We start from the raw sequence: 21,395 nt of genomic DNA, 5'->3' as shown, positions 1-21,395 counted from the left end.
AGATGGTTCCGTGTTTAGTCTGATAAATTCTCTGTCTCTCACTTAACGAATCTGGAAACAAAACATAATTTGGCGATACGGTTGTTACTGTACCGCGACCATTCCCCGTCCTGCAAGAGCATCAACACCGCCCGTCGTTTATCGGCATTACTGCGTCTGAGACCGTGGTGGGCATTCGCCCCGACCGAGTAGAGGATCGCATCCCGTCTGGTTCCCCGACGGATATCGACGGCGATTGTGGGTAATTCCAGCGACTGGGGGGCCAGCAGCCGGTGAAACCCATCGGCCAACCAGTAATCGCCGCCATCCCAGAACACCAACACGGGGGGAAAATGATCACCGGAACGCATATCCTCGGCATATTCGGCGACGGTGAGTCGATCGATCATCGCCCTCGGTTGTGTACCGCCGTCGGTACGGATCAGGGCGATGGCCAAGTATTCGGGCGCGGGGTCTTCCCGACCGGATTTCGTTAAGTGAGGTTCGGGGGTCGGATCGCGGGGCAGAAAAAACTCGCAGTGAAATAGCCGGTTGTCGGTGGTGAGAATCCAGCCGTTCCCCTTAAACTCCCTGACCTCGAAGGTTTTGCCGGCGGCTTCGGGATGGTTCCCATTTATGGTAACGGTGTCACCAACCTTCAAATCGTGCAAGAACGGCTCGTCCTTTAACCTGTTGGGTCGTTCGGGAACTGGGACGGAAGCGTACCAACTGACCCAAACGACCGGCAAACCGACCGACGGGAGAGATAACTGAGCGATAAGGTGATTTCTGCTCAAGAAGATACCTGATAGATTAAAATAGGGGAAATGGCGAGTAGGAAAGAAAAAAATGGTGTCTAGGTGATTTCTGACAAAGAGTTTACCTAATCTAATCAACTTAAAAAATAAGGGGAAAATAGTTAGCGAACACCTTCCGCTAACCTAACTTGATTTTCAAGTTCTAATGACGTTTTTTTGACAAGTAAATAAAAGACAAATATTAGCAGATTAATTCCGCTAATTAAACTTGACTAACTTCAACTTTATTGACCTGTTCCACTCATGAGGACAAAACTATTAATTAGGCCATATTGGGTCGAATAAAAATATCCCACTTCGGCAACTTAGAATCACGTTCTAAATGTCTTTCAACCTCTTTCATCTCTTTTTTCGTTAAGGTAATTCCTTTTTGAGCAACTTTTTGACTCAGGCTAATAATCGGATGTAATCCTTTCCCTGTCATGCTTTTTGCCCAACCTAACAGAGTGTCAACATCCTTTAATAGAGTTCCATTCCAAGGTTGTTCTAAAATTCCCCAACAACGTTCTCTCGGATTATACTTGCTGTGATAAGGCGGAAAATAAAGAAGATGAAATAATTTTTTAATCTGAGCGGCTAACTCTACCATCCTCTTCAAAAATTGAGTTCTCACACCACTATTCTCTGGGCCATTATCCATTTTTATTTGAATAATTTTTGTTGCTTGTTTTTCGGTTTCCCTCAGGTTTTCCCACCATTGATATAGACTATCTACCATAAAGTCACTCGTTTTTTAAGAACCTCCAAAGTTAAGATAAAGTTGTCCCTTATCCTCATCAACAATGCCACAGGGAATAAATTTTTCTTTTTCTCCTAAATCATAACCAAGGACCTGATTATTTCCTCTGGTTTTGCCGCCACGGGAATATTCTCCCAGTTCTACTGTCGCTTTACAGTTCATGCTAATCCGCTTCACTTTTTCCGAATTTTCTTCATCTCTTTTCTTTAAGTTTAAGAAGATAGCATCGGTTTCTGGCATTTTTTTTAGGTTGAGCTTTTACTACTTTTCTTAACCGATAGCCCATTCTATTTAACACCACTGCCCTTGTGCTTAGACAAGGAATTTGACTCTCTTTATATCCCAATAATTTTAATTGTTTTCTCGCCTCAGAAGCCGTCATTCGAGTATCAGCAATGGGGTTATTAAATGTTGGATTTTGTTGTGCGTATGACTCGGCTATTTTTCTTAAAGACTCGGCAGCTTCGGGTTGTTTCTCTTCCCATTTTTTCGCTCCACTATGAGTTGACTGTCGCCCAACACATATTATTCCGCTTCTTTGTTCTTCTAATCCCCATTGGACTGCTCGGGAGCCCCCAACCCAAGATTTTTTCCGTTTTTCTGGCATTCCCTTCAAAATACTTTTGACAAATCCTCCCTTGAAAGGCTCGCCGAGAAGCTCCCGTCATCTTTTTAGCTGCAAAACGTAAGTCTTCGATTTGAGAGGGGGTTAAGGCTGTATCTTCTGGCATAGACACCATTTTTTTCTTTCCTACTCGCCATTTTCCCTATTTTAATCTATCAGGTATCTTCTTGAGCAGAAATCACCTTGGAGGTGAGTTACTTTAAACATTTTAACGAGCTGCAATTGCGTGTATTAATTGAAATGGGTTGTCGTAAACATCTCCAGGACGGGGAGATTTTAATTAGACAGGGAGAAAGAACTAATTATTTCTGTATTGTTTTGCAGGGACAAGTGGATGCTTTTTATGAAAACGATAAAATCAGTCGTAAAATTTTTGCTTTTAATAAAGGTCAATATTTTGGGGAATTACCGTTAATATTAGAGATTCCCTCTCCCACCACTATGCAAGCAGTGGGGGAAACCTTGTTATTTTTGCTCGATCGTCAGGGGTTTCAGCATCCTATCACTACTTATCCGGCTCTAGCGGAGGAATTCACTCAGGCACTCGCCCAACGTCAAGAGGAATTGGGCGAATGTCAGCAGAAATTGCGAGAAATGGGGATTTTAGACTCCGAAGACCTGAAAAATCCCGTCTCTTGGCTGCGACAACGGTTAAAGAGCTTTTTTGCGACTTAAAAGGGCATGATACCAAATCCGTTGAGTATAGGCTACATATCAGGATAGGCAAGAGGCAAGAGGCACTCATGCAAAAGGAGGAATAGATAATCAGTCTTTAATAACCGGATTTAGTATGACTTGAGTAATAAAGAAAGTCCCTCCAAATACATGAGGTCTTCGATAATTAGACATTTGGAGCGTAGTGGACTGTTTCAGCTAATTTGGTGCAATAGATTCTCCCGATTCCTCCTCCTCAAACACAGGATAAAGATGTTTCAGCTTGACCCTGGCATCGCTGGTCGTAAACGTCCATATTACTGTAGATGCAGTCTGATTACGTTCTTTTTGCCATGTTTCTATCTCCCTTTTCAGTTCTTCCTTGCTAGAAATCCTTCTATCTAAACATTGCCTCGATAAGACGCTTAGTTCAGTTTCGGCTACATTTAACCAGCTACCATTACGAGGTGTGTAATAAATTTCCAGTCTTCTAGCCTGCATTATTCATGAACCAAAAAACAAGGAACCCGAAAAACTGGATTTACATCCAGTTTTTTTGGGGTTTAAATAAGTAAGTAAAAATCCTTAATCAACCGCACAAAATTAACAATTAAAGCCTGAAAAAGCGACTAAAACTGTCATTTAGATACAATAATACTAGGAAGGCTTGGCTTTAAAAAAAAATTAATTGAACTCCACTAGAAAGTCGCTGTGAAATTAGACTAATTTCATAAGCAAATGGACAATGAGCTGCTAACTCAACTAATACTTTTCTGACCGAAACACTAACTTTTGCCGCAGTTTTAATAAGAGTTTCTTTTAAACGAGAAACTGTCGCCTTTGCCAATCTTGTCCCCTGTGCTGCTTGCCGAATCCCCAGCAGCAAAATATAAGCAGCTTGAGATAAAAACAGACGAAACTGATTGACAATAAATTTTTGACAACTGAGTCTGTCAGCTTTGATTCCTAGTTTTAATTCTTTAATTCTATGCTCCGAACTAGCTCCTCTTTGGACATAAAAATCATCCTAGAGTTCTTGGGCATCTGTGAGTAAATTGGTAACGATAAATCTGGGGTTAGCCCCTTTTTCTAGCCATTCTGCCTTCATTACTACTCGTCGTGGCTCTTTCCAAGTCCCCGCCGCATAATAAACATCATCAAATAATCGGGCTTTTTCTCCCGTGCGATGATATTGTAATCTTGCTTGATCCAGAAGATAACTAATTTTTTGTTTCAAGACTGCATTACTACTATAACCAAACGCATATTTAACTTCACTGCGTTCGCAAACTTTCAAGATTTCAGGCAAGGAGAAGCCCGCATCTCCTCGTAAAATAATTCTTACTCCTGGCATCGCTTTTCTTAACCGCCAAAATAGCCATCTTAGTATCCCCGCTACCCCTTTACCTGGGGGAGAATTTCCCGCTCGAAGTTGTAGAACTAACGGGTAACCGCTCGCAGCTTCATTAATTAATACGGGAAAGTAAATATAGTGTCCATAATAACCATGAAATAAGCTTAGTTGCTGATGCCCATGAGTCAAAGCATCCCAGCCATCTATATCTAGCAATATTTCTTCTGGTTGTTGTGAATAACTTTTGAGGAATTGGTCAACAAAAAAGCGACGCATTCCTTTGATTTCTCTGTTTGTTACCTGATTCTCCCATCGACTCATCGTTGGCTGACTAGCTAATAATTCTTCTCCTGGAAGCGGAACTTTATCGCAAGCAATCTTAAAAATAGGATCATCACGCAAATAGTTACTGTCGTTGCTATCTTCATAGCCCGATGCTATTTGATAGACTCGTTGACTAATTAACTGATGTAGAGAATGTTTTACTTTACCTGGCTCTCGATTATCCTCCAAACAATCTGCTAATCCTTCACAAATTTTCAGTTGTTCTTCTGCTTGTCTAACCAGAAGTACCCCCGCATCTGAACTCAAATCAAGGCTAGAGAACTTGGCTTCTAAAGGTTTTTTGGTAAAGAAGTTTAGCGAAATTTGAGAAGAAAACTCAGTCATGATCAACGAAAATTTTAACTCTTACTGTCCCTAACATTATAGAGTTTTTTGTCCCCTTTTTTCTGCTTTTTTAACCATTATTTTCTCTCCTGAAAGCCCAGTGACGGAGAGACAAAACAGACTGTTGTTGAGATCAAGTCGCTGTAACTTATATCTGGTAGTGGTTTCAGGGTTTTTTACCCTACTCTCATGAATAATGCAGGCTAGCTAAACGATGAGCAACGGGTGCTGGAAATGCTTCATCAAGCGAGGCTATGTTATGAGTGTTCAGATTATCACAGACGAGCTTGACTTTTCGAGCCTTTGGATAGTCCACATCCAATAATTGACGAATTTCTTCTGCCCAATCTATTCGGGTTCGACTATCTCGGTTACTCACCCGTCTCCATCCTCGATGGGGGTCAAAAAACATGAACAAGGCTTGAACCCCTTCACGACTATAGTGATAGTCTTCTTTTTTATCTTGTCCAGGTTGCATGGGTATCGGGGGGTAAACTTCTCCAAGTAGTTGCTTTGATGCCTCATCCATGGCGATTAACGGTTCTTCTTCCGATGGCTGAGTGCCATACAGGTCAAGGACAACTTCCATCTGGGCAACAAATCGGGCTAAATCCTGTTCCGGAATACAGTATCTTTGGGTTTTCCAAGGGCGTAATTGGTTTTTTTTAGAGTACGCCACACCGTTGGACTGGAAATCTCGGTGATAATTTGTCTTTGTTTGAGTTCCGAGGTTAATAGTCGGATTGTCCACTCGGCTCGGCCAGATGGTGGCTCCGAACAGCACAGGGCAATGATTTGGGCGGCGGCGGCTCCATCAACTTTTGCCGGAGTGGGGGGAGTTTTTCTCAATTTCCGTTCTAATGCTGGTTTTTCGCCTTTTTGAAGAAATCTTTGACGAATACGTCCCACTGTGTTTCTATGGACCTCTAAAGCTTCGGCTATTTCTTCATCTGTCCATTTTCTTTTCGCCTGTTCTCCCTCGTCACACATCAGCAAAATCCGAGCGTGGAGAATTTTTTTAGCCGGTGCATAGCCATTACGACTGATTTGTTCGAGGTTTTCTCTTTGTTCCCCTGTTAGATTGACTTTATCTCGCCGACCTCTTCCCATGATTGATGTCCTCTGCTTGTTCGAGCTATTGCCCTATTTTAGCTGAAACAGTCCAGTAGAGTGTATTATGAAATGTACAACTTGAATGATAATCAACAAATTCGTGCGTTACGCTGACGCTAATGGGACTTAAACACAGAACCGAATTTTTTTAGCTATAATCAAGTCATAGTAGGCTTTCACGTCAAAATACGCCCATGGGAGAAACGACCCCATCCGCTATGCCGCCCTGCTTCGAGAGATGGTGCGCTAGATTCGATGACTGTTTCAAAAACCAGTCGCAAAAAGATGGCTTCCGACACTATTTAGGCGGATTATTAGGAGAAAGCGAGCGAAAAAACCTAACCCAGATGGCGGATAACTCGGTGGGGGTGGTTTATCACCGATTACATCACTTTTTAACCGAGGCTCCTTGGTCGGCGACGCAAATTAACCAACGTCGTCTGGAAGTGATGAACAAATGCTCGCAGACTAGGATCGGCGTGGGCTTCACGATGATTCTGGATGATTCGGGACATCGAAAAAGTGGCAATTTTACCGAGGGAGTCGGAAGACAATACCTCGGTGAGATCGGCAAGACAGACAACGGAGTAGTGGTAGTAACCACCCATCTCTACGACGGGAAAAAAAGCTTACCCTTAGACATCGAGAGCTATCAACCGGCATCTTCTCTACTATCGGGAAAAGAAGACGAAGAGTTGAAAAAGAAACCCGAACTCGGACTCGAATTAATCGACCGAAGTTTAAAGCGAAAATACCGACCGAAAATTGTCTTGATAGAGGCGGGGTATGGAAACAACACGCCGTTTCTGAAAGAGTTAGAAAAGAGAAAACTAAAGTATTTAGGAGGAGGGGCTAAAAATCGAAAAATTATCCGAAAAACGGAATCAGGAATCGAGGAAGAAATCAGTCTGGAGAAATTAGCAAAAAGCTTGAAGCCAGAGAGTTTTACCCCAGTAATTCTCTCAGTTGAAAAACCGAAAACCCTGTACGTATTTATTGTTTCTGCTCGCATCGCTTCTTTAGAAGAAGAGAGAACTTTTGCCATCGTCATGAACGCGAGTTCTTGGGAAGAAGCGACGGACATCGATTATTTTATCACGAATGTCCAGGCGGAAAAAGTAACCCCGCAGTGGGTAGTAGAAACTTACTCGCCAAGAAATTGGGTAGAAGTTTTCTATCGAGAGGCGAAAGGATGGTTAGGGCTAAGAGAATATCAGGTTCGCGAGAAAGAAAGCCTTCTTCGCCATTTTATCCTGGTGTTTTGTGCCTACACTTTTATTCTCTGGCATCACTTAACCGGGGGACTACAAAGGCGATGGGCGAATAAACCTTTGGAGACATTTACTGATGCTTTGGAGGCTTTTCGTACAGCGATGTCTTTTCGTTTTTTCCCTTGGCTAACGCAGAATATTGATGTCTTTTCCGCTCACAAAGCGGCTTTGGGCTACATTTGGGCTTGAAATTTGTTTAAGTCCCACTAACACACCCTACATCATATCGATCTTGAAGATTAAGTGCGATCGCCGATCTTGTAGCCGATCTTGTAGTGGACTGTTTCAGCTAAAATAGGGCAATAGCTCGAACAAGCAGAGGACATCAATCATGGGAAGAGGTCGGCGAGATAAAGTCAATCTAACAGGGGAACAAAGAGAAAACCTCGAACAAATCAGTCGTAATGGCTATGCACCGGCTAAAAAAATTCTCCACGCTCGGATTTTGCTGATGTGTGACGAGGGAGAACAGGCGAAAAGAAAATGGACAGATGAAGAAATAGCCGAAGCTTTAGAGGTCCATAGAAACACAGTGGGACGTATTCGTCAAAGATTTCTTCAAAAAGGCGAAAAACCAGCATTAGAACGGAAATTGAGAAAAACTCCCCCCACTCCGGCAAAAGTTGATGGAGCCGCCGCCGCCCAAATCATTGCCCTGTGCTGTTCGGAGCCACCATCTGGCCGAGCCGAGTGGACAATCCGACTATTAACCTCGGAACTCAAACAAAGACAAATTATCACCGAGATTTCCAGTCCAACGGTGTGGCGTACTCTAAAAAAAACCAATTACGCCCTTGGAAAACCCAAAGATACTGTATTCCGGAACAGGATTTAGCCCGATTTGTTGCCCAGATGGAAGTTGTCCTTGACCTGTATGGCACTCAGCCATCGGAAGAAGAACCGTTAATCGCCATGGATGAGGCATCAAAGCAACTACTTGGAGAAGTTTACCCCCCGATACCCATGCAACCTGGACAAGATAAAAAAGAAGACTATCACTATAGTCGTGAAGGGGTTCAAGCCTTGTTCATGTTTTTTGACCCCCATCGAGGATGGAGACGGGTGAGTAACCGAGATAGTCGAACCCGAATAGATTGGGCAGAAGAAATTCGTCAATTATTGGATGTGGACTATCCAAAGGCTCGAAAAGTCAAGCTCGTCTGTGATAATCTGAACACTCATAACATAGCCTCGCTTGATGAAGCATTTCCAGCACCCGTTGCTCATCGTTTAGCTAGAAGACTGGAAATTTATTACACACCTCGTAATGGTAAGCTGCCCGCGCATTTAAATTGCTTGTTGAGACGAGGCAAGAGGCAAGAGGCAAGAGGCAACAGTAAAGGGATTGGGGGAGATTCGGCTAATCTTAAGAATAAGCGCTTTAAATGCGTCTTAGCTTAGCTGGTTAAATGTAGCCGAAACTGAACTAAGCGTCTTATCGAGGCAATGTTTAGATAGAAGGATTTCTAGCAAGGAAGAACTGAAAAGGGAGATAGAAACATGGCAAAAAGAACGTAATCAGACTGCATCTACAGTAATATGGACGTTTACGACCAGCGATGCTAGTAGTCTGTCAAGTTTGAATTGAGGGATAGAGTTTTTTTAATTTAATACGAGCATCAGCAGTAGTAAATCTCCAGTCAACTGAATTTGACTTTTCATTTCGATTTTCTTCCCATGCCTTAATTTCTTGTTTTAAACTATCCATGTCTGGGATACGACGATCGAGACATTGACGATTCAAAACGCTCAACTCAATTTCTGCCATATTTAACCAGCTGCCATGTTTGGGAGTGTAATGAAATTCGAGTTTATCTAAAATTCTCTTGGCCTCTTCCGGTTCAAAGGCTTTATATAATGAGGCTTTTACATGAGTATTTAAGTTGTCTTGAATTACTCTAATTTTCTGGGCATCCGGATAACGCTCATCAACCAAATATTTCATTTGGTGTGCATAATCGCTCGCCGTCCTTTGTTGTGTAACTTCTACATGTCGCCAACCTTGTAATGGTTCAAAAAACATAAACATATTGGCTACACCATTACGCTCATATTGATAGTCATACCTTTCTGGTTCTCTCGGTTCGGCTGGTATTTTCTCTTTTGTTTCTTTGACTAATTGTTTACAACTCTCACTGAGAGGGGGACAAGCGAGCTAGAAGGTAGATAGGGCAAGCGATATCGCTCTTTGTCCTTTGATGTAATCCTTCAACCGATAGCGGCTAATTTGCATTAGCTCTTCTATATTTTTTGGGAACATTTGATGTAGCTGGAGCCAATGATAGAGATGTTGACCCACATAAAAACTGCTGTGTCTGCGTTGACCTTTATATCTTTTTTCAGGTCTTGTAACATATTTTTGGATTCCCATATCCTTAATTTTTTTACCTTGTAGTGTGGCACTTGTATAGGCGATAGCTATAACAATTATCAGCTTTGATAGGTATTTCGGTGCTAATTGAGAACCTTCTAAGCTATAGCCTCCCGACTTAAAATCTCGGAACATCTCCTCAATATCAAATCTTTTTTGATAGGCCATTATTGCCGTCTCTAAATCTCCAAAGTTAGTCAGAATATACCAAGGCTCTTTTGTTGGAAAACCCCGATAAGTTTTTTCCACTTACCCGCTAAGTTAAACTCGCCAAATCCCTTCTCTTTTGTAAGATTAACATCATTTAAAAATAGTTGAGTTCCTGGACTTAAACCTAAGGCTCTCATTTCTTGATAAATTCCTTCTTTTGTCTTGACATTTGTACTTTTTTTTTGTCTTAAGCAAAAGTATAAACTCTGCTTCTGAAGCCACTTTCCAAGACTGACCGAGCAAAATTCTCTATCTCCTAACACCACGATTTTATGACCTGATAGCACGGTCAATGTTTTTTCTAATACTCGCTGCTGTTCTTCGAGATTACTACTTCCTTTTTTATCTAATATCTCCCCATAGATTGGGATGGCTCTCTTGTCATAAATTAGACTCACCATCAAGATATTTATTGCTCCCCAACTTGTCCGGTCTATAGCAATATACGCTAATCCTTTTGTTGTGAATCTCTGCTGCTGTTTTAACATCTCTTTTAGGCAGAGAGACCAGATTTTTTCAATATTCAGAATTTCCAGCTTTAAAAATCTTTTTAGTTTTTTTCTCCGACTCTCAAACAGGATTGGTATTGGTAAGGCTTCAGCTAATATCTCTAACTTAGCTTGCTTTAGTATTTGCCAGGTTCCAACTATCATTAACAACAGTAGATATCTGGCTCGTCCCAGTTCATTTTCTCACACTTTCTGGTATAGTTCACTTATCATTTTCGTTATTTAGGTCATATATGGTAAATATGACTGATCTTTTTTGGGAGTCTGTGTCTGTATTTTATGCTACATAAGCTTTTCAGCTTGCTTGTCCCCCTGTCAGCAACTCTCATCAAAACACAGCCAGGGATTTTGCTGGTCATACTCACTATGATAAATATCCAAGACATCTTCCATGGCACAGACAAACTCCGCTGATTCTTTTGGGGGAATGACCCATGATTGATTCAGCCATGGTTTCAATTCATTTTTTTTAAGGTTTTTCTGATGGTTTCTCGTGATATTTTTTCCACATATTCAAGTTCGACCATTTTATCTGCCAGCATTTGAAGTGTCCATTTTGCTCGTCCCGTTGGTGTTTCACTACAAGCGATGGCAATCAGATGTGCTGGGAGCATCCCAATTTTGCCATAAGTATAAATGCTTAGAGACTAAAAACGTTAGCTAAGGCAAAATAAAGAGAAACAATTAAACGGTAGAATCATGAATACAGACCAAAAAGAACAACTAGATCAACATTTAAAAGCCATTGCTCAAATTCTAGTCGATAATACCCCAGAAGAACAACTACGTAGCTTTGAGGGCATTGAAACCGCCCTGCGAGACCATTGGCTGACTACATTGGGTCCTGCCATAGGCAATTTTTTTTTGAATCAGCAACAGGAACCCAAGCAGGGCGAACCAAAAGCGTAAGCAGTATCATAGGGAAAGTCAAGATAAGCGAGAAACAAGCCGATAAACTAGGATTAAGCAAGAATAATCGATTAAGTCCCATGCTGGAGAAATGTTGCTTAGGAGCAGTGGCTAAAGTCTCTTTTGAAGATGCGGAAAAAGATCTCAAAATGGCGACAGGAATGGCAGTTTCAGGCAGTAGTCAACAGAGGCTTGTACAAAGATATAAATTTGAGGAAGCAGAAGCAAAGAGTCCGGTAGAAGCATTGAGTGTAGAGGTCGGAAAAGTCAGAATCAGAACGCCCAAAGGACAACCGAGTCAAGGTCGAGATTACAAAGCAGTAAGTCTGCATGGTCAAGAATGTGCGGGATTTTTTCAGCAAAATGAAGAATTACTGGAATGGGTGAACCGTCAGCCCTTAACAGAGGTAGTCACCTGTTTAGGAGATGGTCATGATGGGGTGTGGAATCTGATGGAGAAAATCGGTGTTAAAAGGAGAGAAATATTGGATTGGTATCATTTAGTAGAGAATATGAATAAAATAGGCGGGTCAAACAAGCGTCTGAATAGAATCAAAGAGAATTTATGGAAAGGAGAGGTGAAAAGAGTTTTAGAGGAATTAGAGGGATGCAAAAAGAAACAGGCTATAAATTTCACCAAATATGTCGATAAACATCGAGAAAGAATACCCAATTACGAACTCTATCAATCCCAAGGGATTTGCATCGGTTCTGGAAGTGTAGAGTCAAAGATTAAGCAAATAGGTGCAAGAATGAAAATTGTGGGAGCACAATGGAAAGCAGAGAATGTTCCTCAGTATTTGAAGCTACGTTGTGCTTATCTCAACGGCGATATTGCCTGAGTATTTTTACTCATTGCAAAACTGGGATGCTCCCGATGTGCTTCCTTTTCCCCATCGATAATTTTGGCACGGCGATGTTCTTGCTTTTTTCGAGTTAATGATGATTCAATTCCTGACTCGACCAATCTTTTTCGTACTCTCTCAATGGTGGCTTGAGCAACATTTAAGGCTTCACTAATTTTCGAGTCAGTCCAACCACCTTCCTGTTGATTGACGTCTGCTAAAAGTAGTATTCTGGCATGGTTCATTTTGTAAGCTGCTATTTTTCCTTTCTTGGTTAGCTGCTCGAGTTCAGTTCTTTCGGAGTCTGTTAGATCTACAATATATTTTTTCTTCGGCATTTTTTTGTCTGAAGTTGGATAACTTCTTCCAGATTAGCTCTTTTTTTATCCCTCAAAACAAAATTGATGCTCTACTAGGGTCAAGCTGAAACATCTTTATCCTGTGTTTGAGGAGGAGGAATCGGGAGAATCTATTGCACCAAATTAGCTGAAACAGTCCACTACATCATATCGATCATCAAGATTAAGTGATTGCCAAAGCGATCGGGTATAACACAGTTTGATCGTTCCGATCGTTAATGAAATGTAAAGGTGCGATTCGTTTCTAGGGGAATAAATAGCCTAGAGTGCCGATAAAACAGCATAACTGACAAAAAGGATGTAGGTGAAAGACCTACCCTGTAAGGGACACAGTGACTCCCGACCTGCCCCCAGTGACTGGACTCGGAAATCTAGAGGCTGAAGCGGGGAACAAGGACGCAATCAGAGCCAAAACAGATAGGCGCACTGGCGTTAACGGGGAGACAATAAGGGAAAACCAGAAAAAGCGTCCAATTTCAGAGCAACAATCTGAGCTAAAAATGTTGACTCAACCTTCTAAACTCGCAGAGCTTTCGTTACGGTATCTGCTATCCCTAGAGTTGAAGGTGGGTGAAGTGGTCAACCCTAAGTTGTCAAAACAATCCAACAGTCGGAACGAAGAAAAACGATGATTAGGTCAAGAGAAAAGTCGAAACTCAAGTAGGTTGGACGAGCAACGTAACCCCTAACATCGGGTAGGACGAAGCGTAATTGCTTCGAGGTAATCAGAACACAAGAAACCAAGTAGAGACCAGTTAGACTCATGATTAGTAATAGTTTTAGAGAACTGTGGAACAACATTCCGTGGAAGAAACTCCGTAGGAATCTATTCCGACTACAATGTAGATTGTGGAAAGCCATGAGAGTAGGAGACAAGGCAAAAGCCAAAAATCTTCAAAAGCTAATCTTAAAATCTCGAAGTGCTAGATTACTGGCAATTCGTCAAGTAACTCAACTAAATGCTGGTAAGAAGACAGCAGGAATAGATGGGAAAGCATCACTTTCATTCCGAGAAAGGTGGGAATTAGAATCAGTCCTAGAAACCAAAGTCTGGAATTGGCAACATCAGGGACTGAGAAAAATTCCGATAGCCAAAAAGGATGGAACAACCCGGATGCTCAAAATTCCTACCATCTCAGATAGAGCTTGGCAATGTCTTGTCAAATACGCCCTAGAACCTGCCCACGAAGCCACATTTCACGAAAGGAGCTACGGTTTTAGAACTGGACGTTCCGCTCACGATTGTCAAAAAATACTCTTCTTAAACTTAAGAAGTAGCAGCAACGGATTAAACAAAAGAATCCTAGAATTAGACATCGAGAAATGCTTCGATAGAATCAACCACAACACATTAAGGGAATTAATCATTGCTCCCCAAAGCATCAAAGCTGGATTGATGAGATGCTTAATGGGACTTAAACAAATTTCAAGCCCAAACAAAAGACCTCTTGCATAATTTTTTTATGGTATAATGGAGGGTTTTGCTTTTTTCTCAATTCTTAGATTGAAGTGGAAAAAAGAATAAAATGTGATCTTAGGTCAGGAAATCATCTATAATTTTGCTATGTTTATTAGCAAAATTATGGATTATCAAAACTTATCAGATGAACAATTCAAACGCCGTTTCGGTGTGTATAAACAAACATATAGAAAGATGGTAGAATCAGTAAAAAGTGTTGAAGCCGACTCTAATTCACCATCTAAAAGGGGACCGAAACCTAAACTATCTATAGAAGAACAAGTTTTAGTAACGTTAGAATATTGGCGAGAATATAGAACATATTTTCACATTGGTACAAGCTGGGAACTATCAGAATCAACTATAGGTCGGATTGTAAATAAGACGGAAAAAATGCTTTTACAATCGGGAAACTTCCGTTTAAAAGGAAAAAAAGCTTTACTCAATCAAGCAGAGATACCGGTCATAACGGTAATGGATGTAACGGAAACTCCCATTGAACGCCCCCAAAAGAAACAGAAAGATTTTTTGGGGGGTAAAAGAGGTTATCATACTTTAAAATCCCAATTAGTAGCTGATCAAAATACAGAGGAAATTATCTGTGTCTTTTGTGGGAAAGGTAGAGGTCATGATTTTAGTTTATTTAAAAAAAGTCGAGTTCGTTTTCATCCTTTAACTACCAGCATAGAAGACAGTGGTTATCAGGGAATAGCTGCATACCATAGTAATAGTTATACACCGAAAAAGAAATCGAAAAATAGAAAATTAACAGAGTTAGAAAAAGAGTATAACAAGGCTTTAGCCAAAGAAAGGATTATCATTGAACCTATAAATAGGAAACTCAAAATCTTTAAAATCTTATCCTGTAAATATCGGAATCGTCGTCGAAGATATAGTTTAAGAGTTAACTTGTTGGCGGCTATTTATAACTGTGAGTTAGGGATAGGTATAGCAGCTTCTTAAAAGTTGCCTAAAGATTAATCAAGTCAAGGAGAATTTATTCTCAATTTTTATAATTGAGATAGTTTGTGCCGCTTAAATAAAGAGGTTTTGATAACCAAATTAAAGCAGCTCTAAAGAGTTTTGAGTTAAAAGTTAAACTTCAAGTTTTCATTCAGGACAAATGTACTGATTAACTGATTTTTTGGGGAAAATTAGTTAACCCATCATTATAACATATAATTAATTTGCAAGAGTTCTAAAGCCTAAACTGGCTTTGTAAGCGGCAAACACATCCCGATTCTCGGTCAGCCACTCAAAGAAACGGAAAGACATCGCTGTCCGAAAAGCTTCCAAGGCTTCCACAAAAGTGTTTAAAGGTCGATTCGCCCACCGCCTTTGCAATCCCCCAGTTAACTTATGCCACAAGATAAATGTATAGGCACAAAACCCCAAGATAAAATGACGAAGTAAGCTTCGTTTATCCCTGACTTGGTATTCCCTTAACCCTAACCATCCTTTGGCTTCTCGGTAGAATACTTCCACCCAATTTCTTTCGGTGTAAGTCCTCACTATCCACGACGCTGTTACTGTATCTGCCTCAACTACATTGGTGATGAAATAGTCCACCTCTGTTGCTTTTTCAATTGAACTTGCATTCATGACGATAGCCAAGTTCCTTTCTCCTTCTAGTTGAGATATTTTCGCTCTGAATACCGCTACCCAAACCGTTTTTTCTCGCTCTAGCTGAATAGTTATTTTCTCAAAATCCCCTTCTGATAAGCTTTTTGCTAGTTGCTCAAGCTGGATTGTTTCTTCCACACCCCCTTCTTTTTCAATAATTACTTTTCGATTTTTGGCTACTCCTCCTAAGTATTTTAGCTTTCTTTCTTCCAGGGCTTTTAGAAAACTCGTGTTATTGCCATAACCAGCATCAATTAACCCGATTTTCGGTCGATAGCCTCTGGTTAAGCTCCGGTCAATTAAATCTATCGCTATCTCTGGTTTCTTCTTAAATTCTTTGTCTTCTTTCCCCTCGGCTAAGGAACTAGCCGGTTGATAAATTTCAATGTCTAGGGGTACACTTTTTTTGCCGTCGTAGAGATGAGTAGTTACGGCGACTATTCCGTTGTCTGTGGGAGCCAATTTCTCCCAGGTACTGCCTCCCAACTCCGGCGGTCAGATTGCCACTTTTTCGATGTCCTGAGTCATCGACAATCAGGGAAAATCCTCGGGGGATTTGCGTCTGGCGGCATTGGTTCATCACTTGCAAGCGACATTCATTTACCTGACGGTCTGACCAAGGCGATTCGGTCAAAAAGTGATGTAATCGGTTATAAACTACTCCGACGGCATTATTGGCCATTTGAGTGAGGTTTTTCCTCTCACTTTCCCCTAATAATCCTCCTAAATATTGTCTGAAGCCGTTTTTTTGCGCTTCGTTTTTGAAGCAATTGTCAAACCGCCGACACCATCGGTCAAAGCATGGGGGCATCGCGGCTGGGGTTGTCTCTTTCATCGCTGATTTTTCAACGTAAAGTGCTTATTCTGTAACGATTATACTCGATTAAACCTTTGTTGAGCGTTTAAGTCCCATTAAAAGCAGGAGTTAACCCAGAATTTCCTGAACAAGGAACTCCCCAAGGAGGTGTCGTGAGTCCATTACTAGCAAACATCGCTCTCAATGGAATAGAGAATATTCACTACTCAGTCAGATATGCTGACGATTTGGTGTTCCTTCTTAAACCCCAAGATAAAGCGGAAGAGATTCTGGAAAAAGTCGCAAGTTTTCTAGCTACAAGAGGTCTAAACATTAAGCCATCGAAGACAAGGTTAGTAGCCTCGACAGAAGGATTTGACTTTCTAGGGTGGCACTTTGTTGTGCAAGCCAACGGAAAATTTAGAAGTTATCCCTCAGAGGAAAACTTTAAAGCCTTTCGTCAGAAAGTTAAAGCCCAGAAACGTTGAATCCTGTAATAAAACTTTACATTGACAAGCATAATACCCCTATAACATCAAATTTTAAATTGAATAGACAATCCTCCGGAACCAGTGTACATAGCTAATATGTTGACACATGAAACTCTGTAAATAGCGCAGTTTGTCTAATAAGCTTTTCCCAAATCCTTCTTCAATATCTATTAGCTGTAGAATCAGATAAGCGATAATGCAACTATAGATCTGTAGGCGGATTCCGTTCTCGTTTTTAGTGATTAGATTATCCAACTTTAGATGCATTTTTAAAAATTTCCACAGCAGTTCTATTTGCCATCTTTGGATGTAAATTTCGGCAACTTCTTCATTACTAACTGCTCCTTCTCCTTCTAGAGGTAAATCTGTCGCCAGCCGAAATTCTGTTTGACTTTCTAGGTCGCAAAAAGCGACTACTCTTACTTCTATTTGTCTTTTATCTTTTCCGAGTTTACACTTGCCATTTTCGAGCATCTCTAGGCTAATATTATTTTTCACTCTCAAGACAAAATGCTTGTCACTACTCTCTAATAATTCGGTGATTCTTTGATTAGACGCAAATCCTCTATCCATTGCTCCAACTCCATTTACAGGAATTGCTTCTATCGTTTTTCCTCCTTCTTTTGAGTCATGACCTTGACCAAAATGGATGAGTATTCCGACCACCTCTGTTGTGATACTATTAAGACCAGAGAATAGTTTTACTTGATGCCATCCCTGGGACCATAGTAATTTACTGGTTAAGCTAATTATTGTTGAGTCAATAGGAAATAAAGCTCGCGCATTCTCTATTCCTTTTTTGGCAACTAAACGCTTATTTAATTCGACAATGACTTTCTCAAATGGACTTGTTTCTCTAATTTTGCTTGCCTTAGAAAATGTGGATAAATTTACATTAATTCCTTGAAGTACCATTCTACTGCATAAGTCCCTCATACTGACGATGCTTTTATCTAAAGCAAAACCAATCCAACAGGACAAAAATGTAAAAGTATCTAAAGCGGGGTAGTCATTTTTAGGCAGTGGTTTGAGAAGCTCTTTTATGAGTTTTGAAAAATTCGTCATCAGGGCAAACTCCCTATTGTGAGGGGAATAAGTTGTCTAGATTCTATCTATAATAGCATTTTTTTTCTGACTTTTCTCAACGTTCAACACTTCTGGTTAAAGCCATCATCAATCACTCGAATTATGGGGCAAAGATTAAAGCCCAAAAATTAGCTCCAATAGTCAGAGGATGGAGAAACTACCACCGCTATTGTAAACTGAATGGCTCAAGATTCTCATTATGGCAACTTAATCATAGGACATATAAAGTGTTCTTAAAAGAAAAAAAGGTAAACCGCCAGATGGCTGCAAATTTAGTCAAAAAAGCGTTTCCACCTGTGCCATATTCAGAAAACAAGCACATCAACGTTAGAGGAGATTATTCGCCTTTTAACGGTGACTTAGTTTACTGGTCTAAGAGACAGTCCAAACTTTACGATGGAGCAACTTCTAGGTCTTTAATCCGACAGAACCATACCTGTGGATATTGTGGCTTGAAATTTATTGATGAGGAAAGAATACATCTGCACCACATCGATAGAAATCACGCTAATGGTCGAGCCAATAATCTTTTGGCAGTACACGAATCATGCCACGATTACATCCACAGGTGCAAAAGTGAAAGCTAAGATTATCGGGAGCCGAGTGCGGTGAAAGTCGCACGCTCGGCTCTAAGAGAGAGGTGCGGAGGATAATACCTCCCATCGACTCTACCCATCTTTTTCTGTGGCATGATCAGTTCGACAACCGATAATCTGCCTTCCGTGCCAACGAACAACTCTGAAATACAGAACCAAGCAAGAAGCGTCTTGGATGCAATTGCGTTTACTCCCTTTGAGCAATGCCAACCCTTGAGCCGGGATTTTAGTGACATTCCTGATTGTCCTGGCATTTACGCAGTCATACCATTTTTCTTTATTCGTGGCAGACATTCTACTCCTTTCTCCCTTTTTGGGAGAAGGGTTGGGGGTGAGGGAAATTAACCATCTCTGCCATTACTTTAGAAAAATGGTATCAGGCATAGATCTCAGGGATTGCTTTACATTGGTAAAACCAAAAGTTTACGGGGTCGTTTTAAAGGTGGACACAAAGCTTTTTTGTGGGCTTGGCTGGATCAATACAACAGCGAAGATGTACGCATAGCAGTGCAGACAATACCTTACTCGAAAAACCCTGCGCTACTATTAGAACTAGAGGCGATCATTTTGAGAGCGACTGAGCCACCCTATAATGTTCAAATTCATGCTGGAGTCCTAACCCATGCAAGCGAAACTTTCAGAGCAAATCTCGTCCACTGATGCAGAAATTATTTTAAGACGCTTACCAGACTGGATTCAGGATGCTTTGATTGCTCGCGCTACTGAAATTGATTATCCCGTTGAAGCGATTCTTGAGATGGCGATCGCCAGTTTTTTAGACACAGAGGCATTAAGTTTTGCCGACTGTAAGCCAGGGCGAGGTCAATAAGTGGGATGGCTACCGCTGTAGGGTGCGTTCCCTAATGCAGGATTTTTGAGAACGCACCATCCTCATTGATTGAAGTCGTTAGATTAGGGGTCGAGAAGGTCGTCACCGACCTCCCCTCCCATTCAGAACCGTGCGTGATACTTTCGCATCACACGGCTCCTAGTTTGACTGTTCCCCTGTTAAGGATACAACTTGACATCTTTTGGTTGTCCTTGTATTATCTACATTAACTTCTGATGGTGTCAATGTAGATGATTTTTAGGCTTCCATCCGATGCCGATTTATCATCGTGACAGTGGCGGTGTAGTAATTGAAGGTTCTTATATTCATCCTTTCCGCCTAAGCTTAGAGGGTGAATGTGGTCAACTTCAATTAAATCCGATGGGGTGAAATACTGCCCACATCGGCTACACTTGCCTTGTTGCTTCTTAAGTAGTTTGGCTACTCTTGTCGGTGTGTCGATTGCTTGTCCTCTTCTGGTCGCCCAGTAAGTCCAATTTCCGTCATAAGGTGATGCGTCGGGGCGTACTAGGGTATGTCTGACAATTGGTGTCCAATTATGTTTCCATAATTGATAACCATCTTTGGTTTGAAATAACCAAGATTCGTGTCTTTCTTTCCCATTGCTGAGTTTAACTGTACCCGGTCTAAAATAGTTTCTCAGTTTTTCGTAGTTCGCTTTACCGCATCTTGCTACTGTCCATGCCCTTAACATTAACCAGATTGTGTAGTCTAGTTTATTGAAGGTATCTGTGGATACTACTCCTGAGTAGTAGTTAGCCCAACCTCTAATAATTGGGTTTAAATGACTAATCAAGGCTGATTGAGGTGCTGTTTTGTATTTTTTGATTACACCTTTAATCGCTTCTGTGTGGGCTTTAACTGCTTTTTGACTGGGTTTAATGTGGGTTTTGTGACCAATTAATCGGCTTCCTCTCCCTCCTGTTTTCCCAGATTTGTATTTTCCTACTGGATATTGTCTGATATTGAATCCTAGAAAGTCAAAACCGGGTTCTTCTGTTTTCCCATTGTATTCAATGGGGTTGAGTGTATGACACACTCTGGTTTTCTCTGGTTTGAGTTCTAATCCAATGGGTTTTAACCATTCAGAAATAGCAGTTTTGCACTGTTCAATGATTTCGAGTGATGGGGAAATTACTACAAAATCATCGGCGTATCTTATTGAGACGGCTTGGATATATCTCTTTTTGGGAAATAAAGTTTCAATTAATCTCATCATTCCATCCAGTGCGATGTTGGCAAGTAGTGGACTTATTACCCCTCCTTGTGGTGTCCCTGTTTCTGTTTCTTCAAATACGCCGTTATCCAATACTCCTGCTTTAAGCCATTGTTTAATGTCTCTTTTCAGGGAACTTGGACAATGAATTTTAGACAGTAAAAAGTTGTGATTAATTCGGTCAAAACACTTGGCAATATCGGCATCTAATACAAAGTAGCTACCTTGATTAATGGTGGTGTATATCCTTGATATTGCGTCATGGGCAGACCTTCCCGGTCGGAAACCATAACTGGTTCCTTCCATTTTTGACTCCCATTCTGGTTCAAGTGCCGATTTAATCAACGCTTGTCTAGCTCTGTCTTTGATGGTTGGTATTCCTAGTGGGCGTTTTTCGTCCCTGCCGGGTTTAGGAATCCATACCCTTCTTAGTGGTTTTGCTTTAAGTGTTCCCTTGATTTCTTCGGTTAGATTTAGCCTTTGTTCTGGGGATACTGCTATCATTCCATCGACTCCTGCTGTTTTCTTTCCTTGGTTATCTTGGGTTACTTTGCGAACCGCTAATAGGCGAGCGTAGTACGATTTCACCAATAGACGTTGCAACCTTCTAACCTTTGCATCCTGTCCCGATTTAGCCGCTTGGTATATCCTCTTTTGGAGCTTGAAAACATATCTTTGGACTTTCGCCCAATTGATAGCCTTCCATACATTCGTAGTCTTAGTGGTTTTCGGTTTCCCGAACCCTTTACCTTCTCTCGATTTCGTCATATAGACTCCTACTGAACTCTATCCTTACAATCAAACCGTAACCCGTCAGCATATCCTGACTATTACCGTCAAGCGTTGGCTTTTG

At 41.1% G+C, this 21,395-nt stretch carries 13 protein-coding genes and 12 pseudogenes; 11 read left to right on the top strand and 14 right to left on the bottom strand.

Annotated features, from left to right (window positions below; genetic code table 11):
• Window positions 1–38: 38 nt before the first annotated feature.
• Window positions 39–437 carry a ParB N-terminal domain-containing protein gene (locus tag RAM70_RS14285; RefSeq protein ID WP_312674321.1) on the bottom strand — a complete coding sequence of 133 codons (399 nt, stop codon included), beginning with the start codon at window positions 435–437 and terminating at the stop codon, window positions 39–41.
• Window positions 438–1,059: 622 nt separating this feature from the next.
• Window positions 1,060–2,143, bottom strand: a pseudogene (locus RAM70_RS14280) (ISAzo13-like element transposase-related protein).
• Between the two features lie 240 nt (window positions 2,144–2,383).
• On the opposite strand from RAM70_RS14280, the gene RAM70_RS14275 reads away from it, so the two are divergent.
• Window positions 2,384–2,836 (top strand): cyclic nucleotide-binding domain-containing protein, encoded by a 453-nt coding sequence (locus RAM70_RS14275; RefSeq protein WP_238567727.1) that lies wholly within the window; start codon window positions 2,384–2,386, stop codon window positions 2,834–2,836.
• 198 nt (window positions 2,837–3,034) lie between these two features.
• On the opposite strand, the pseudogene RAM70_RS14270 reads toward RAM70_RS14275, so the two are convergent.
• The 3 pseudogenes from RAM70_RS14270 to RAM70_RS14260 form a co-directional block, all read right to left on the bottom strand.
• A pseudogene (locus RAM70_RS14270) lies at window positions 3,035–3,310 on the bottom strand (IS630-like element ISMae25 family transposase); the annotation flags it as partial.
• Between the two features lie 178 nt (window positions 3,311–3,488).
• Window positions 3,489–4,838: pseudogene (locus tag RAM70_RS14265) on the bottom strand (IS1380 family transposase).
• 205 nt (window positions 4,839–5,043) lie between these two features.
• Window positions 5,044–5,948: pseudogene (locus RAM70_RS14260) on the bottom strand (IS630-like element ISMae25 family transposase); the annotation flags it as partial.
• 197 nt (window positions 5,949–6,145) lie between these two features.
• Here RAM70_RS14260 and RAM70_RS14255 point away from each other — a divergent pair.
• The 3 genes and pseudogenes from RAM70_RS14255 to RAM70_RS14245 form a co-directional block, all read left to right on the top strand.
• The gene (locus RAM70_RS14255) at window positions 6,146–7,411 is read left to right on the top strand and encodes an IS701 family transposase (RefSeq protein WP_045358652.1); all 1,266 of its coding nucleotides are present in this window, start codon (window positions 6,146–6,148) and stop codon (window positions 7,409–7,411) included.
• Window positions 7,412–7,553: 142 nt separating this feature from the next.
• Window positions 7,554–8,494, top strand: a pseudogene (locus tag RAM70_RS14250) (IS630-like element ISMae25 family transposase); the annotation flags it as partial.
• Between the two features lie 127 nt (window positions 8,495–8,621).
• Window positions 8,622–8,786: pseudogene (locus RAM70_RS14245) on the top strand (IS630-like element ISMae25 family transposase); the annotation flags it as partial.
• Window positions 8,787–8,795: 9 nt separating this feature from the next.
• Here RAM70_RS14245 and RAM70_RS14240 read toward each other — a convergent pair.
• The 4 genes and pseudogenes from RAM70_RS14240 to RAM70_RS14225 form a co-directional block, all read right to left on the bottom strand.
• Window positions 8,796–9,356 (bottom strand): annotated as a pseudogene (locus RAM70_RS14240) (IS630-like element ISMae29 family transposase); the annotation flags it as partial.
• A gap of 21 nt (window positions 9,357–9,377) precedes the next feature.
• Entirely contained in the window at window positions 9,378–9,761 is a 384-nt protein-coding gene (locus RAM70_RS14235) for a hypothetical protein (protein WP_312674318.1), read from the bottom strand.
• A gap of 29 nt (window positions 9,762–9,790) precedes the next feature.
• On the bottom strand, window positions 9,791–10,456 hold the full coding sequence (locus RAM70_RS14230) for a hypothetical protein (protein ID WP_312674317.1): 666 nt from the start codon (window positions 10,454–10,456) through the stop codon (window positions 9,791–9,793).
• A 174-nt stretch (window positions 10,457–10,630) separates the two neighbouring features.
• Window positions 10,631–10,929, bottom strand: a pseudogene (locus RAM70_RS14225) (IS630 family transposase); the annotation flags it as partial.
• Between the two features lie 82 nt (window positions 10,930–11,011).
• Here RAM70_RS14225 and RAM70_RS14220 point away from each other — a divergent pair.
• Window positions 11,012–12,063, top strand: a protein-coding gene (locus RAM70_RS14220) for an ISKra4-like element ISMae18 family transposase (RefSeq protein ID WP_288087067.1) whose coding sequence is annotated in 2 segments (ribosomal slippage) — window positions 11,012–11,168 and window positions 11,168–12,063 — 1,053 coding nt in all. Because the reading frame shifts where the segments join, the coding sequence is not laid out codon by codon here.
• Window positions 12,064–12,101: 38 nt separating this feature from the next.
• On the opposite strand, the pseudogene RAM70_RS14215 reads toward RAM70_RS14220, so the two are convergent.
• Together RAM70_RS14215 and RAM70_RS14210 are read right to left on the bottom strand one after the other, a co-directional pair.
• A pseudogene (locus RAM70_RS14215) lies at window positions 12,102–12,404 on the bottom strand (helix-turn-helix domain-containing protein); the annotation flags it as partial.
• Between the two features lie 606 nt (window positions 12,405–13,010).
• A complete protein-coding gene (locus RAM70_RS14210; protein WP_288002254.1) occupies window positions 13,011–13,190 on the bottom strand; it encodes a hypothetical protein in 180 nt (59 codons plus the stop codon).
• Between RAM70_RS14210 and RAM70_RS14205 the strand changes: the two genes are divergently transcribed.
• A complete protein-coding gene (locus tag RAM70_RS14205) occupies window positions 13,189–13,881 on the top strand; it encodes a reverse transcriptase N-terminal domain-containing protein (RefSeq protein ID WP_502572679.1) in 693 nt (230 codons plus the stop codon). The genes RAM70_RS14210 and RAM70_RS14205 overlap by 2 nt on opposite strands.
• Window positions 13,882–13,989: 108 nt before the next feature.
• A complete protein-coding gene (locus tag RAM70_RS14200; protein WP_312675926.1) occupies window positions 13,990–14,847 on the top strand; it encodes an IS5-like element ISMae4 family transposase in 858 nt (285 codons plus the stop codon).
• 219 nt (window positions 14,848–15,066) lie between these two features.
• Here the strand turns inward: RAM70_RS14200 and RAM70_RS14195 are convergent.
• Window positions 15,067–16,342 (bottom strand): annotated as a pseudogene (locus RAM70_RS14195) (IS701 family transposase).
• Between the two features lie 113 nt (window positions 16,343–16,455).
• On the opposite strand from RAM70_RS14195, the pseudogene RAM70_RS14190 reads away from it, so the two are divergent.
• Window positions 16,456–16,791: pseudogene (locus tag RAM70_RS14190) on the top strand (reverse transcriptase domain-containing protein); the annotation flags it as partial.
• 54 nt (window positions 16,792–16,845) lie between these two features.
• On the opposite strand, the gene RAM70_RS14185 reads toward RAM70_RS14190, so the two are convergent.
• Window positions 16,846–17,862: an IS4 family transposase gene (locus RAM70_RS14185; RefSeq protein WP_288016859.1), complete on the bottom strand. Its 1,017-nt coding sequence runs from the start codon at window positions 17,860–17,862 to the stop codon at window positions 16,846–16,848.
• Window positions 17,863–17,951: 89 nt separating this feature from the next.
• Between RAM70_RS14185 and RAM70_RS14180 the strand changes: the two genes are divergently transcribed.
• The 3 genes from RAM70_RS14180 to RAM70_RS14170 all read left to right on the top strand — a co-directional run bounded on the left by RAM70_RS14180 (window position 17,952) and on the right by RAM70_RS14170 (window position 19,305).
• Window positions 17,952–18,467 carry a group II intron maturase-specific domain-containing protein gene (locus RAM70_RS14180; protein ID WP_502572682.1) on the top strand — a complete coding sequence of 172 codons (516 nt, stop codon included), beginning with the start codon at window positions 17,952–17,954 and terminating at the stop codon, window positions 18,465–18,467.
• Window positions 18,468–18,851: 384 nt separating this feature from the next.
• Window positions 18,852–19,136, top strand: a complete 285-nt coding sequence (locus RAM70_RS14175; RefSeq protein WP_312675924.1) for a GIY-YIG nuclease family protein — start codon at window positions 18,852–18,854, stop codon at window positions 19,134–19,136.
• Window positions 19,099–19,305 carry a hypothetical protein gene (locus RAM70_RS14170; RefSeq protein WP_002793818.1) on the top strand — a complete coding sequence of 69 codons (207 nt, stop codon included), beginning with the start codon at window positions 19,099–19,101 and terminating at the stop codon, window positions 19,303–19,305. Before RAM70_RS14175 ends, RAM70_RS14170 begins: the two co-directional genes overlap by 38 nt.
• A 159-nt stretch (window positions 19,306–19,464) precedes the next feature.
• Here RAM70_RS14170 and ltrA read toward each other — a convergent pair.
• Window positions 19,465–21,310, bottom strand: a pseudogene (gene ltrA, locus RAM70_RS14165) (group II intron reverse transcriptase/maturase).
• Between the last annotated feature and the right edge of the window lie 85 nt (window positions 21,311–21,395).

The sequence above is a fragment of the Microcystis wesenbergii NRERC-220 genome (genome assembly GCF_032027425.1).
Taxonomy (GTDB): Bacteria; Cyanobacteriota; Cyanobacteriia; order Cyanobacteriales; family Microcystaceae; genus Microcystis; species Microcystis wesenbergii_A.
This window is presented reverse-complemented; position numbering and strand designations above follow the sequence as displayed.